The organism is Pseudomonas sp. LARHCG127 (genome assembly GCF_052871455.1).
On record NZ_JBIXJT010000024.1, the window covers coordinates 33,740 to 47,929 of the forward strand.

The following is a 14,190-nucleotide window of genomic DNA, read 5'->3' on the forward strand; positions in this document are numbered from 1 at the left end:
GTTTTTTGCAGGAGCAACTATGACCCGTCCAAACAAAACCACGCCGCCGCCCATTATCGAGGCTTCGCGGATTCGTGAAGGGCTGCCTTTTCCACTGGGTGCAACCTGGGATGGCCTCGGGGTCAATTTCGCGCTGTTTTCAGCCAACGCCACCAAGGTTGAACTGTGCATTTTCGACGATGCCGGCGAAGTCGAACTCGAACGCATCGAACTGCCGGAATACACCGACGAGATCTACCACGGCTATCTGCCGGATGCCCATCCGGGATTGATTTATGGCTACCGGGTCTACGGCCCGTACGACCCGGCGAACGGCCACCGCTTCAACCCGAACAAGTTGCTGATCGACCCCTACGCCAAGCAACTGGTCGGTCAATTGAAGTGGTCCGAAGCGTTGTTCGGCTATACCATCGGCCACCCCGATGGCGACCTCAGTTTCGATGAGCGTGACAGCGCCCCGTTCGTTCCCAAATGTAAAGTCATCGACCCCGCACACACCTGGGGCCACGACCATCGCGTCAGCGTGCCTTGGGACAAGACCATCCTGTATGAAACCCATGTGCGTGGCCTCACCATGCGTCATCCTTCGGTGCCTGAAAACGTGCGCGGTACCTTCGCCGGGTTGATGGTCGACGATGTGCTGGAGCATATCCGCAAGCTCGGGGTTTCCTCGGTGGAGCTACTGCCCATCCATGCCTTCGTCAACGACCAGCATTTGCTGCACAAAGGCATGACCAACTACTGGGGCTATAACAGCATTGCCTTCTTCGCGCCCGACCCGCGCTACCTGGCCAGTGGCAAGATCGCCGAATTCAAGGAAATGGTCGCCCACCTGCACGAGGCCAACCTGGAAGTCATCCTCGACGTGGTCTACAACCACACCGCCGAGGGCAACGAACAGGGGCCCACCCTGTCCATGCGCGGCATCGATAACGCCTCGTACTACCGGCTGATGCCCGACGACAAACGCTACTACATCAACGACTCCGGCACCGGCAACACCTTGGACCTGAGCCATCCTTGCGTGCTGCAGATGGTCACCGACTCCCTGCGTTACTGGGCCACGGAAATGCATGTCGATGGCTTCCGCTTCGACCTGGCGACGATCTTGGGCCGCTACCATGATGGCTTCGACGAGCGCCACAGTTTCCTCGTCGCCTGCCGCCAGGACCCGGTACTGCGCCAGGTGAAAATGATCGCCGAGCCTTGGGACTGCGGCCCGGGGGGCTATCAGGTAGGACGCTTCCCGCCGGGCTGGGTCGAGTGGAACGACAAGTTCCGCGATACGGTACGGGCGTTCTGGAAAGGTGACGACGGCCAGCTCGCCGACTTCGCCAGCCGAATGACCGCTTCGGGCGAGATGTTCAACCAGCGTGGCCGACGCCCGTACGCCTCGGTGAACTTTGTCACTGCTCACGACGGCTTCACCTTGCATGACCTGGTGTCGTACAACGACAAGCACAACGAAGCCAACGACGAAAACAACCAGGACGGCAGCAATAACAATCTGTCCTGGAACCATGGCGTCGAAGGTCCGACGGATGACCCTGAGATCAACACGCTGCGCCATCGGCAGATGCGCAACTTCTTCGCCACCCTGCTGCTGGCCCAAGGCACGCCGATGATCGTCGCTGGCGACGAGTTCGCCCGTACCCAGCACGGCAACAATAATGCCTATTGCCAGGACAGCGAGATCGGCTGGGTCAATTGGGACCTGAGCGAGGATGGCGCGGCGCTGCTCAAATTCGTCAAGCGCCTGATCAAGTTGCGCCTGACCTACCCGATCCTGCGTCGTGGACGCTTCCTGGTGGGCAACTACAACGAGGACATCGGCGTCAAGGACGTGACCTGGTTGGCCCCGGACGGCAGCGAAATGACCATCGAGCAGTGGCAGGACAGCCATGGCCGCTGCCTGGGCATGCTGATGGATGGCCGCGCCCAGGAAACCGGCATTCGGCGCAAGGGTGGCGATGCGACGCTGCTGCTGGTGGTCAACGCACACCATGACATCGTCAACTTCCGCTTGCCGGAAGTCCCCGAAGGCAGTTTCTGGACTTGCATGGTCGACACCAACCAGCCCAACGTTCGTGGACAGGAGCGCTTCGATTTCGAATCCGAGTATTCCGTCACCGGACGCTCGCTGCTGCTGTTCGAGCTGCAACGCGAAGAAGAGGATTGAACGATTCGCAGTTAACCTCATGGGGCCGCAAGGATGCGGTTTTTCCCTTCAAATCGTCCAGTTAGCCGAAAAAAAACCAGTTCAGATACACATGTCACGAGACGAATGGGCTGACATGGTCAATACTTCCCCCGTGGTAGTCTCCAGGATTCGGAGCGCCGTGAATCACAGCCATGCTCACATCGGTGCCACCGGACAGTAGGCCCGGTGCATGACTGAAAGATCGAACACCAACAAGGATGTCGCTTATGAAGCCCGCCTCTCGCCTGCCTGGCCGGCAGCACCCGCAAATCTGGAACAGTGCTGCGCAACTGGCCGATATTCCGATCATCAGTACCCAGACGCTCATTCCCGCCGGTGCCCGCGCCGTCATTCTCGCCCCGCACCCGGGCGATGAGGTAGGGGCCTGTGGCGGCTTGCTGCAATTGCTGAGCAACCTCGAACAGCCCATGTTGCTGGTTTCGGTCACCGATGGCGCCCTGGCCCACCCCGGTTCACCGTTGTGGACCGACGAGCGCCTGCGTACGCACCGCCCTCATCCCCAGGAAAGCGTCGACGCCCTGCACCGCCTGGGCATCGACGCCCATGGCCTGCAATGGGTACGCGGCGGTTTTCCGGAAAAAGACCTCGTGGAACACGAAGCTGAACTGGCCACCTTCATTGCGCGACACCTTCGCCCCGGCGACGTGGTGTTCAGCACCTGGCGCCAGGACGGCGACAGCGACCACGACACAGTAGGGCGCGCCGGAGCCTTGGCCGCCGACAGGATCGGGGTGGCGTTCAACGAACTGCCGGTGTGGGCCTGGCACTGGCCGGTCCGCGAGCAGAATAAAATCCCCTGGCACCGGGCTCGCAAGCTGCGCCTCGACGTCTGGACCACCGCCCGCAAGCGTCACGCCATGCACGCCTACGTCAGCCAACTCAGCGGCGAACCGGCGAGCGGCATCGCCCCACTGTTGCCCAGGGTCATCCTTGACCGGATGGGTTTGCCGTATGAGATTGTCTTTATCTGAACACACACCTGTGAAAGCGGGTTTGTTCGCGGGTGACGGTGATTCAGACACACCGCTATCGCGAGCAGGCTCGCTCCCACAGTGTTTACCGCTGGGCGTGATGGCTTGAACGCTTTTGTGGCGAGGGAGCTTGCTCCCGCTCGGCTGCGTAGGAGCTGTCGAGTGCAACGAGGCTGCGATCTTGCCCCTAGCAATTGAGTCCAAAGCGAAAGATCAAAAGATCGCAGCCTCCGGCGGGAGCAAGCTCCCTCGCCACAAGAGCGGTGTGTTGATTGGAATGATCAGGAGTGAACAGCAGAAAAAACTGTGGGAGCGAGCTTGCTCGCGATGGCGATCAGCAAGGATATGAAAAATCCGGAACTGCCGGTGCCTTGGGTCAGTCGCATGAACAAGTACGTCTGATTCAGGAGCGAACGTGACTCAAGACCCCGATTGGCGAGCCGTCGAACCCATGCCATCGGACGCGCCTGCGACGGTTCATCGGCTGCGGGTCCTGACGGTCAACACCCACAAGGGCTTCACCGCCCTCAACCGGCGCTTCATCCTGCCCGAATTGCGCGAAGCGGTGCGCAGTACCGGTGCCGACCTGGTGTTCCTGCAAGAGGTACTGGGCGAACATGACCGCCACGCGTCACGCTACGACAACTGGCCCCAGACGTCCCAGTACGAATTCCTCGCCGACAGCATGTGGAGCGACTTCGCCTACGGCCGTAATGCGGTCTACCCCGATGGCCACCATGGCAATGCCCTGCTCTCCAAATACCCGATCCGCCAGTTCCGCAATCTCGACGTGTCCATCACCGGCCCGGAGCGGCGCGGGTTATTGCATTGCGTGCTGGATGTGCCGGGCCACGCCGAGGTCCACGGCATCTGTGTGCATTTGAGCCTGTTGGAAAGCCATCGCCAATTGCAACTCAAACTGCTCTGCCAACTGCTCGACTCACTGCCCGAGGATGCGCCGGTGATCATCGCCGGTGACTTCAACGACTGGCAACTGCGCGGCAACCTCGCCCTCGCCCGCCGTGGTTACCTGCACGAAGCCTTCGAGCACCACCTCGGCCGTCCCGCCAGGACTTACCCGGCTCGCTTCCCGCTGTTGCGCCTGGACCGCGTCTACCTGCGCAACGCCACCAGCCATTCCCCGCAAATACTGGGCAACAAACCCTGGACCCACCTGAGCGACCACCTGCCCCTTTCGGTGGAAGTGCACTTGTAGAACGGGCCTTCCCTCAGTCTTTTTGCGCGTAGACCTGTTAGACAGGCGCCCGCGACGGAGCTTTGACGCCGAAACAACCACCTTAATACTCAATTGAAATCAGCGTGTTATTGACGCTGATTTCATCTTGCCATTCGTCGTTCATTTTCTTGACGCACCGCCATCAGTCTTCTTGACTACACCGTACTACCCCCGGAAACACAGTCAGGGGCAGGCCTCTGGAACCCGCCGAGACGGGCCGCCAGAGGCTTGCCCCAATCCATTCGGTCGCCCCTCATTCGGGGTAGGAGAGACGCCAAAAAAGCGAGAAACGCATGCGATTGCAAGGCAGGCCACCATGAAAACCTCCCACCGTCCGCAAGAACTCTCCACTACTTTTCATACCGTCTCGACGTCGTTGCTGCTGCTTTCATCCATGGAGGTACAGGCCTGGCCTGCCGAGGAGACGACGCAGCCCTGGTATGGCCGAGCACCGTCTACCCACCTCGATGCCGCACACTTTGCAAGCGAGCCGACTTCCGGCAAGAGCCCCGCCCTGTTCACCTTGCGAAACGACAGCGGCCATACCCAGCGCATGGGGCTGATCAGCGGACAAAACCAGATCATTTCGACCGGCGGCGGCCTGCTGGTGATGCCCGCACAGGCCGAACCGGCCACAGATGCCCTCAACCTGAAAGGTTCGAGCCTCGGCGCCTATTGGAGCCTGACCGGCCCGGCGGGCTGGCACGTCGACCTGAGCGCCAGCGGCGGTCGGGTCAATGGCTACAGCCGCACCGAACAAGGCCAGCGCCAGGCCGCCCAAGGCCATGCAATGACGCTGTCGGTCGAAGGTGGTTTTCCTATTGGGATCAGCACCCACTGGGTGGTCGAACCCCAGGCACAACTGATCAACCAGCGCGTCACCCTGAACACGTCGAACGCCGAAAGCGGCTCCGGCGATGAACTGAGCAGTTGGAGTGGCCGTGTTGGCGCACGGCTGAAAGGGACCTATCAAGTCAACGGTCTCGGCGTGGAACCTTACGTTCGAACCAACCTGTGGCACACCGTCCAGAGCGCCGGTACCGTATCCCTGGACAAGGTCGACAAGATCAGCAGCAGCCGAAAATCCTCCACCGTCGAAGTCGGCCTGGGGCTGGTGGCTCGGGTTACGCCGGCGGTCAGCCTGTATGTCAGCGCCGATTACAGCAGCGACGTCGATGACAACGACCTCAATGGCATCATTACCAGCATGGGGGTGCGGATGCGTTGGTGAGTTATCGATATTCCAATCGCCGATTGGCCTGTAGGAGCTGTCGAGCGCAGCGAGGCTGCGATCTTTTGATCTTCGCTTGAGATTCAAGCGCCTGGGAAAAGATCGCAGCCTCGCTGCGCTCGTCAGCTCCTACAACGTAGCCCGGCGCGAGCAATCTGCCGCCACTTAAAAAACACCTCCATTAGGGCGTATAACGCTAAAAGCGTTTTATCCCTGCAAGCCGTCCGACCCTGGCTCATTTCATTGATGGAGTAACGACATGACCACAGCCCCCTTCCTCGCCAACCTGTTCCCCAGTGCCGCCGACATCCCCGACGCCTACCGCCTCGAAGGCCGGATCGAGCAGCGCGAATACCTGGTCGACGGCGTCCTGAAAGCCTGGCAAGGGCCGCTGGCCGTCGTCCGCAGCCCCGTCTACCTGACCGGCGAGCTGGGCGATGAGCAAGTGATCCTCGGCAGCACGCCACTGCTGGACGCCGAGACCGCCCTCACGGCCCTGGACGCGGCGGTCCGGGCTTACGATCGCGGCCAAGGCCAGTGGCCGACGATGCGCGTCGCCGAGCGTATCCGCCACGTGGAAACCTTCCTGGCGCGCATGCGCGAGCAGCGCGAGGCCGTGGTCAAGTTGCTGATGTGGGAGATCGGCAAGAACCTCAAGGATTCCCAGAAGGAATTCGACCGCACCTGCGATTATATCGTCGACACCATCAACGCCCTCAAGGAACTGGACCGTCGCTCCAGCCGCTTCGAGCTGGAACAGGACACCCTCGGGCAGATCCGCCGCGTGCCCCTGGGCGTGGCGTTATGCATGGGGCCCTACAACTATCCGCTGAACGAAACCTTCACCACACTGATTCCGGCCTTGATCATGGGCAACACCGTGGTGTTCAAGCCGGCCAAGCTCGGCGTCCTGCTGGTGCGCCCCCTGCTGGAAGCCTTCCGTGACAGCTTCCCGGCGGGCGTGATCAACGTGATCTACGGCAGCGGCCGGGAAACCGTCAGCGCGCTGATGGCCAGCGGCAAGATCGATATCTTCGCCTTCATCGGCACCAACAAGGCGGCCAGTGACCTGAAGAAACTCCACCCCCGTCCGCACCGCCTGCGTGCCGCCCTGGGGCTGGATGCGAAGAACCCGGGGCTGGTACTGCCGGACGTGGACTTGGACAATGCCGTCAGCGAGGCATTGACCGGCTCGCTGTCCTTCAACGGCCAGCGCTGCACGGCGCTGAAAATCCTGTTTGTCCATGAAGACGTGGCACCCGCATTCATCGAGAAATTCAACGCCAAGCTCGCCAGCCTCAAACCCGGCATGCCCTGGGAAGACGGTGTGGCGCTGACGCCATTGCCCGAAGCGGGCAAGGTCGATTACCTGCATGCGCTGGTCGCCGATGCGGTTGCCAAAGGTGCCGAAGTGAAGAATGCCCACGGTGGCGAATCGCGAAGCTCGTTTTTCTATCCGGCGGTGCTGTACCCGGTGAACACGGCGATGCGGGTCTACCACGAAGAACAGTTCGGCCCCGTCGTGCCCATCGTGCCGTACCGCGACCTCAATACCGTGGTCGATTACGTGCTGGAGTCCGATTTCGGCCAGCAGCTCAGCATCTTCGGCACTAACCCGGCACAAGTCGGCAAGCTGGTGGACATCTTCGCCAACCAGGTCGGGCGCATCAACATCAACGCCCAGTGCCAGCGTGGTCCGGACACGTTCCCGTTCAATGGCCGGAAGAACTCGGCCGAGGGCACCTTGTCCGTCCACGATGCGCTGCGCACCTTTTCCATTCGCACGCTGGTGGCAACCAAGTTCCAGGAAAACAACAAGGCGTTGATCAGCGACATCATCCGTGAGCGGGACTCTAACTTCCTGACCACGGACTACATCTTCTGATCACGCCCAAACGGTGGGCTACGACAGGGCTGGACGACGCCACTTGATACCCCAGCCCTGTTGCATGCCAGCGGCCGCCAGCAGGATCGCCGCCACCCCCAGCCATTGCAGCGGTTCGAGGCGATGGCCGAAGGCGAACCAGTCGACGAAGATCGCCGCGATCGGATAAATGAACGACAGCGCTCCGGTCAGTGCGGTCGGCAACCGCTGAATGGCGCTGTACAGCAGCACGTACATCACGCCGGTGTGCACCATGCCCAAGGTCAACAGGCTGGCCCAGGCCTGGGCGTGTTGCGGCAACGCCGAGAAGTTCGCCCAGGGTGCCAACAGCAACACGCCGGTGCTGACCTGGATCAGCGCGATCAGATGGGGTGGCGTGCCGGTCAGGCGCTTGATGATCAAGGCCGCGATGGCGTACAGCAACGCGGCCCCCAGTGCCAATGCGATGCCCAGCAGATAGTCTCCGCCGCCCTGCCCCTGCTCACCATGGGCACTGACGATGGCCAGCATTCCGAGAAACGACACCGCCAGCCAGAACAGTTTTTGCGCGGTAATTTTCTCCCCCAGGAACAACGCCGCCAGCCCTACCAGCATGAACGGCTGGACGTTGTACACCGCCGTGCCGATGGCTATCGACGCACGGGAGTAAGAGGCAAACAACAACACCCAGTTACCGACGATCGCCACGCCACTGAGCACCGCCAGCAGGAACGTGGTACGGGTGAGGATGCCGGGGCGCAAAAAGCCAAAGCCGGCGCAGATCAACAACAAGGTCACGGCGCCGAACACGCAGCGCCAGAACACGACATCCAGTACAGGCAGGCCGGAAACCAGTACGAACCAACCGATGGTTCCGGAAATCAGCATGGCGGCGGTCATTTCCAGCGAACCGCGGCGTAAGGTCTTGTCCATCTTCAGGCTCCTTCAGCAAGTGGGCACAGTATGCCGAGCAGACCGGGGCCTTCTCCATGGATTGAAAAAGGCTAAACTGCGTTTCGACCTTTTTTATCAAGGCAACTTCCCGCATTTGCCTAACGGAGCTGAAAATGACTGACGACATTGACCAGATCCTCATCAGTGCCCTGATGGAAGATTCCCGACGCTCGCTCAAGGCCTTGGCCAACCTCAGCGGCCTGTCCTCCCCCAGTGTCGCCGAGCGCCTTCGTCGGCTCGAGGAACGTGGCGTGCTCAGGGGCTACACCGTCGAGGTGGACCCCAAGTGCTTTGGGTATCAACTCCAGGCCATCGTGCGTATCCGCCCGCTGCCGGGACAGTTGCAGGAAGTGGAGCGGCAGATCCAGGCCATCGCTGAATTTACCGAATGCGACAAGGTCACCGGCGATGACTGCTTCATCGCGCGCCTGCACGTGCGCTCGATGGAACAGCTCGATACCTTGCTGGACAAGCTCAATGTCCATGCCGAGACCAATACCGCCATCGTCAAGAAAACACCGGTCAAGCGGCGATTACCGCCGATGGCGTAGGTATCCGCCTGGTTTTGAGCCCCTGTGGGAGCGAGCTTGCTCGCGAAGAGGCCGGCAGGCCCAACATACATGTGACTGAGCCACCGCTATCGCGAGCAAGCTCGCTCCCACAGGGGAATGCAGATTTGACCCGGCCTCGGCGCTTGTCCGAGGCCGGGAGCATGCTACTCGAGCTCTTCCAGTTCAGGGCTGCGTTGCACTTTGTGCACTTGTTCCTCAGGCGCGTTGCTCGCCTTGATCAACTTGAGCGTCTGGAGCTTGGCGCAGGCATTGACGCCATCTGCATAGACGCCGCTGTGGTTGCACTTCCAGTCGTAGAAGTTGGCCAGGGCGCCAGACAGTTGCAGGCTGTAGTCCGTGCTTTGCGTGCCCGGGCTGAACGGTTGACCGGCCGGAATGTTCTGGAACCATTTCATCCACTCATCGCCTCCCACAGGTGGCGGGTTGGCCTGGAACGTCGGGTTCATGATCGCCAATTGCTGGTACTCGGCGGTCATGTGGCAACTCAGGCAGGACGCCTGGGGGTTGTCCACCGGCCCATTGAGTCGTCCGTTCCAACCCAGGTGAGTCGGTGGCAGCTCTTGGGTGTTGGCGTTGATTGCGGTCTGTTTCAGGGCCGGGTTGATCTTGGTGACCACCGGTTTGGGGTTGGTATAGTCATTGCCGATTTCCTGGGGATCATTGCCCCACATGATCCCCACCGGCACCAGGTTGTTCCAGTTCGCCTTGCCGGTCATGGCGCCATTGTATTGGAACGTGCCGAACAACCAGCCGGTATCGCTCACGCGGGTGTCGCGCACGGCAATGTCCATCTGAATCAGCGCTACCTTGGTGACGGACCGGTTGGTCGAGGTAAAGGTTTCGGTGGTGTAGGCGTTCCAGAGCAATGGGTTTGCAAGGAACGGCACCGTCTTGACGTCTATATCGGCGAACAGCGCCTTGCAGACCACCGTGCCGTTGGCAAAGCTCTTGGGTTTCGAGGTTTGGCTTGGGTCTGGATTATCGGGGTCTTTCCAGACCTGGCCGATGGTGTAGGCGCCTATGTCGTTATAGATACCCACCGCGTAGGTCTGCCCGCTGCCGGTCTGCGTACTTGCCAGTTGCCCGGGCTGAATCGGTGCCTCCTTGGTCAGCCCGCTGATGCCTTCACGACCGTTGGGGCCGTAATGCTGCCAAGGCATGTGATACCACTGGCGAATCTTGTTCTTTTGTACTTTCCAGCCGATTTCAGTATTGCCTTCCAAGCAGTATTTTTTCACTTCCTCCATGTACGGGCGCCAGGTTTCAAAGTCATTGGAGAATGACTTGGGCAAATGTTGGAAGAATGCCGGTACCGAGGATGCGCCCGGGGCCACCGTCGGATAATCCTGGCTGAGCTGGAATGGCGCTCCGGCGTATTCACTCTTGGGCGGGGCGTAGCCGAAATCGGGGAAGACTCCGGCATGGACGCTAGCGGTGGACAAGGCCCCCGTCAGGGCCAGCCACGCAATGATCTTTCCTTGAGGCTGCTTCATCGATATCTCCTTATAGAGAGACGCCTGCCGTCCCATCGAATTGCTGAGCGATGCGCAGGGTCTCCTTCTGTTATCAGGCTTCGGCACAATGCCCAAGCTTGTTCACGGTCCACGGTCCACGCTCAATGAAGTGACACACCTCCTTGGCACCCAAAAAGTGGGCACGCTCAAACCTGGCTCTGTTAGCCGAATGCGAACGCTATCGAGGGAATATGGCGAAGACTTCGCGCGGTGATCGATCGACCAGCCGCATGCCGACCTTGGCAATGCAATCCCTTGTCATAGGTGTAGATCATTTATTCAAAGGTGCCATCATGTTTCAGGCTTTTTGCGGGCCTTTGGCCACAATGCTGAATCGCGGATAGACCCCGTACTCCGCTCCCCTAGAAGAAACGCGGTCACCCCGAACCAGGCCGGTTATGTAGGGGACAACCGCCCTTACTGGCCCAAACACATACCCTAGTATGCATACCCCCCCACCGAGGTATGTCCTGGCTGTACCGATGTAGAAGTGCCCTCGCCGCAACCGCTCAATACCATGACCCCACAGCGGACGACTCGCTATCCAGGATCGATCGAGCCCAGGCGCATGCTCGCGCAGCTGCGCTGCAACCCTGTGGGGAACTGCCCATGTCGGCTTTTTTCGAACGACTTCAACGCCGCTTGCCACCCATGGTCGTGCTCACGACACTCGCCCTCACCGGCTGTGCGGTAGGCCCCGATTTCATGGAACCCAAGAACGAACTTGGCGCCGCGCAACTGACGCCCCGCCCCGAGCATGGACGCGACGCCTCCCTGCTCCCCGCCGCCGTTCCCAGCCAATGGTGGCAACTGTTCAACGACCCGCTGCTCGCCCAACTGCAATCCCGTGCGCAGGCCGGCAACCTTGATTTGCAGATGGCCGCCGAACGCATCGATCAAAGCCGGGCGCAACTGGGGATTACCGCTTCCCGATTGCTGCCCAGCGTCGGCGCCAATGCCAGTTACGCCCGGGAGGCGCTCAGTGAACATGGCAAGTTCGCCGCGCTGGGCGCCCCGACGGCCCCCAGCAATTTCTGGCAAATGGGTTTCGATGCCAGTTGGGAAATCGACCTGTGGGGCCGGGCCCGCCGCGCGCGCGAAGGTGCGGCGGCGACGCTGGAGGCGACGGTGTTTGATCGCGAAGCCGCTCGGGTGGCGCTGTCCGCCGAAGTGGCACGGACCTACCTGCAACTGCGTGGCACCCAGGCGCAACTGGACATCGCCCAACAGAACCTGACGATCGCCGAACGCACCCTGGGCCTGGCGGAAAGCCGCGAGCGAAATGGCGTGGCGACACGCTTCGAAACCGCCTCCGCACGCGCGCAGTTGGCGACGATCAAGGCCATGCTTCCCGAACTGGCCCAGCGTCGCAATGCCCAGATGAATGCCCTTGCGCTGTTGATGGGCGAACCACCTCGCACCCTCGATGCACAGCTGCGCCAAGCCATGCCCCTGCCTTCGCTGCCCACTCAAGTGCCGGTCGGGGTGCCGTCTGAACTGGCCCAGCGACGTCCCGACATCCGGCGCGCCGAAGCGCAGCTCCACGCCGCGACCGCGGCCATCGGCGTGGCCAAGGCCGACTTCTACCCACGTATCGGCCTGAAAGGACGAATCGGTGTGGAAGCCTTCGACAGCGGCGACCTGGCCAATTGGGACGCGCGCTTCTTTTCCGTCGGGCCAACGGTTTACCTGCCGATCTTCCAGGGCGGTCGCTTGGTACAGCGCCTGGCCTTGAACGAATCACGGCAAAAGACCGCCGCCCTCGCCTATCGGCAAACCGTATTGCGCGCCTGGCACGAAGTGGACGACGCCTTGGATGCCTGGGCCGCGCAACAGCGCCAACACGACGAACTGCTGGTTTCGTATGAACAGAACCGGCAAGCATTGCACGCGGCCGAACGCGGCTATCAGCAGGGTGCCGCCGATTACCTGAGCGTTCTCACGGCGCAACTGAACCTGCTCGCCAGCCAGACCAGCCTCAATGCCAGCGCCACCAACGCCACCCTGACCGTGGTCAATCTCTTTAAGTCCCTGGGTGGCGGCTGGGGCCCGGAGCCGCATCCATGAACAGCATCGCGTTGCCGCCCGCCCAGGTCGCACCTCGCGCGGCCCCCTTGGTCACGTCGTCGAAACGCCCGCTGGTCGGTCTGGCCGGGATTTTCCTGGCGGCCATGATGGCGGGGCTGAACACCCGCGTTGGCGCGTTGGCGCTGGCGGACGTGAGAGGCGCGCTGGGCTTTGGCTTGGACGATGCGTCCTGGCTCACCACCGCGTATAGCGCCGGGGAGCTGATCGCCATGCCCTTTGCCGCGTGGTTTGCCCTGACGCTCTCGCTCCGGCGCCTTGAGCTGTGGACGCTCGCCACGTGTACATCGCTGGCGCTGCTCCTGCCTTTCGTCCATGACCTCGATCTGCTCCTGGGCCTGCGTTTCGTGCAAGGCATCGCCAGCGGCACGACGATCCCGTTGCTGATGATGGCGGCCCTGAAATTCCTGCCGCCCCCCATACGGTTGTACGGCCTGGCGATGTACGCGATGACCGCGACCTTCGCGCCCAACCTGGCCATTTGGCTGGCGGGGCATTGGACGGACCAACTGCAGGACTGGCGCTGGGTGTATTGGCAGATCGTCCCTCTGGCCCTGATCGCGGCCGGCTTGATCGCCTGGGGGCTGCCACGTGAACCGGTCCAGTTCCCACGCTTTCGCCAGGCCAATTGGGCCGGCATGGCCTGCGGTGTCCCGGCGCTTGGTTTGCTGACCGTCGCCCTGGATCAAGGCATTCGACTGGATTGGTTTCATTCACCGCTGGTCACTTCGACACTGGTCGCGGGCCTGGCCTTGCTGGCGATCTACCTGTTGACCGAATGGTTTCATCCCTCGCCGTTCATCAAGTTGCAGATCCTGGGGCGTCGCAACCTGGGTCTGGGTTGCATTCTGTTCGTCTCGCTGCTGGTGGTGCTGCTATCCGGTTCGTTGCTACCGGCCAGTTACCTCGGGCCACTGCAGGACTATCGCCCGTTGCAGATGGCCGCGATCGGGCTAATCGTTGCGCTGCCGCAGTTATTCCTGGGAGCACTGGTGGCGCTGCTGCTGTACCAGAAGTGGGTCGATGCGCGCTTCATGTTCGCGTTGGGATTATGCCTGATCGCCCTGGCCTGCCTTTGCGGCGCGCAATTGACCAGCGACTGGAACCGCGACCAGTTCGTCGTGGCGCAAACGCTACAGGCCTTTGGACAACCGATGGCCGTGGTGTCGATGCTGTTTTTGATCACCAGCGTGGTGCAGCCAGCCGAGGGCCCGTATGTGTCCGGCACCATCAATACCCTGCGCGCCTTCGGGTCGTTGTTCGGTGCGGCCCTGGTCGGACAGCTCGTGGTCGTGAGCGGCCGCTTCCATGGGGAAATGTTGCTGGACCAGGCGGCCCTGGCCAGCAATGCCCTGGCCTCGGCGCCGCCCCCCTCAGCACTGCTGGGCATCGTCAGCCAGCAGTCGCTGGTGTTGTCGATCGCCGATGCCTATCGCGCGTTGGGCCTGCTGGCACTGCTGCTGATTCCCCTCGTGCTGCGACTGACCTACATCCCGGCGCCTGCCAGTCAGGCCGCCTCATCCTCATCCTCACATGGGTAA

General features: G+C 61.5%; 10 protein-coding genes. 8 read left to right on the top strand and 2 right to left on the bottom strand.

Going from position 1 to position 14,190, the window contains the following annotated elements; genetic code table 11:
* The first annotated feature begins 19 nt into the window (after positions 1-19).
* The 5 genes from glgX to ACIPQ1_RS27310 all read left to right on the top strand — a co-directional run bounded on the left by glgX (position 20) and on the right by ACIPQ1_RS27310 (position 7,545).
* Positions 20-2,179: a glycogen debranching protein GlgX gene (gene glgX / locus ACIPQ1_RS27290; protein WP_411384886.1), complete on the top strand. Its 2,160-nt coding sequence runs from the start codon at positions 20-22 to the stop codon at positions 2,177-2,179.
* A gap of 248 nt (positions 2,180-2,427) precedes the next feature.
* On the top strand, positions 2,428-3,192 hold the full coding sequence (locus tag ACIPQ1_RS27295; RefSeq protein WP_186705721.1) for a PIG-L deacetylase family protein: 765 nt from the start codon (positions 2,428-2,430) through the stop codon (positions 3,190-3,192).
* Between the two features lie 451 nt (positions 3,193-3,643).
* Positions 3,644-4,408, top strand: a complete 765-nt coding sequence (locus ACIPQ1_RS27300) for an endonuclease/exonuclease/phosphatase family protein (RefSeq protein ID WP_284739213.1) — start codon at positions 3,644-3,646, stop codon at positions 4,406-4,408.
* 337 nt (positions 4,409-4,745) lie between these two features.
* Complete coding sequence (locus tag ACIPQ1_RS27305) at positions 4,746-5,660, top strand: autotransporter domain-containing protein (RefSeq protein ID WP_250964899.1); 915 nt, start codon at positions 4,746-4,748, stop codon at positions 5,658-5,660.
* A 259-nt stretch (positions 5,661-5,919) separates the two neighbouring features.
* Positions 5,920-7,545 carry an NADP-dependent glyceraldehyde-3-phosphate dehydrogenase gene (locus ACIPQ1_RS27310; RefSeq protein WP_411384887.1) on the top strand — a complete coding sequence of 542 codons (1,626 nt, stop codon included), beginning with the start codon at positions 5,920-5,922 and terminating at the stop codon, positions 7,543-7,545.
* An 18-nt stretch (positions 7,546-7,563) separates the two neighbouring features.
* Here the strand turns inward: ACIPQ1_RS27310 and ACIPQ1_RS27315 are convergent, their stop codons facing one another.
* Positions 7,564-8,457, bottom strand: a complete 894-nt coding sequence (locus tag ACIPQ1_RS27315; RefSeq protein WP_186705726.1) for a DMT family transporter — start codon at positions 8,455-8,457, stop codon at positions 7,564-7,566.
* A 134-nt stretch (positions 8,458-8,591) separates the two neighbouring features.
* Between ACIPQ1_RS27315 and ACIPQ1_RS27320 the strand changes: the two genes are divergently transcribed.
* Positions 8,592-9,029 carry an Lrp/AsnC family transcriptional regulator gene (locus ACIPQ1_RS27320; protein ID WP_003202176.1) on the top strand — a complete coding sequence of 146 codons (438 nt, stop codon included), beginning with the start codon at positions 8,592-8,594 and terminating at the stop codon, positions 9,027-9,029.
* 164 nt (positions 9,030-9,193) lie between these two features.
* Here the strand turns inward: ACIPQ1_RS27320 and ACIPQ1_RS27325 are convergent, their stop codons facing one another.
* Complete coding sequence (locus ACIPQ1_RS27325; RefSeq protein ID WP_250964896.1) at positions 9,194-10,543, bottom strand: hypothetical protein; 1,350 nt, start codon at positions 10,541-10,543, stop codon at positions 9,194-9,196.
* Between the two features lie 630 nt (positions 10,544-11,173).
* On the opposite strand from ACIPQ1_RS27325, the gene ACIPQ1_RS27330 reads away from it, so the two are divergent.
* Both ACIPQ1_RS27330 and ACIPQ1_RS27335 read left to right on the top strand, forming a co-directional pair.
* Entirely contained in the window at positions 11,174-12,631 is a 1,458-nt protein-coding gene (locus ACIPQ1_RS27330) for an efflux transporter outer membrane subunit (protein WP_250964895.1), read from the top strand.
* On the top strand, positions 12,628-14,190 hold the full coding sequence (locus ACIPQ1_RS27335; protein ID WP_411384888.1) for an MFS transporter: 1,563 nt from the start codon (positions 12,628-12,630) through the stop codon (positions 14,188-14,190). The genes ACIPQ1_RS27330 and ACIPQ1_RS27335 overlap by 4 nt, the downstream gene beginning before the upstream one ends.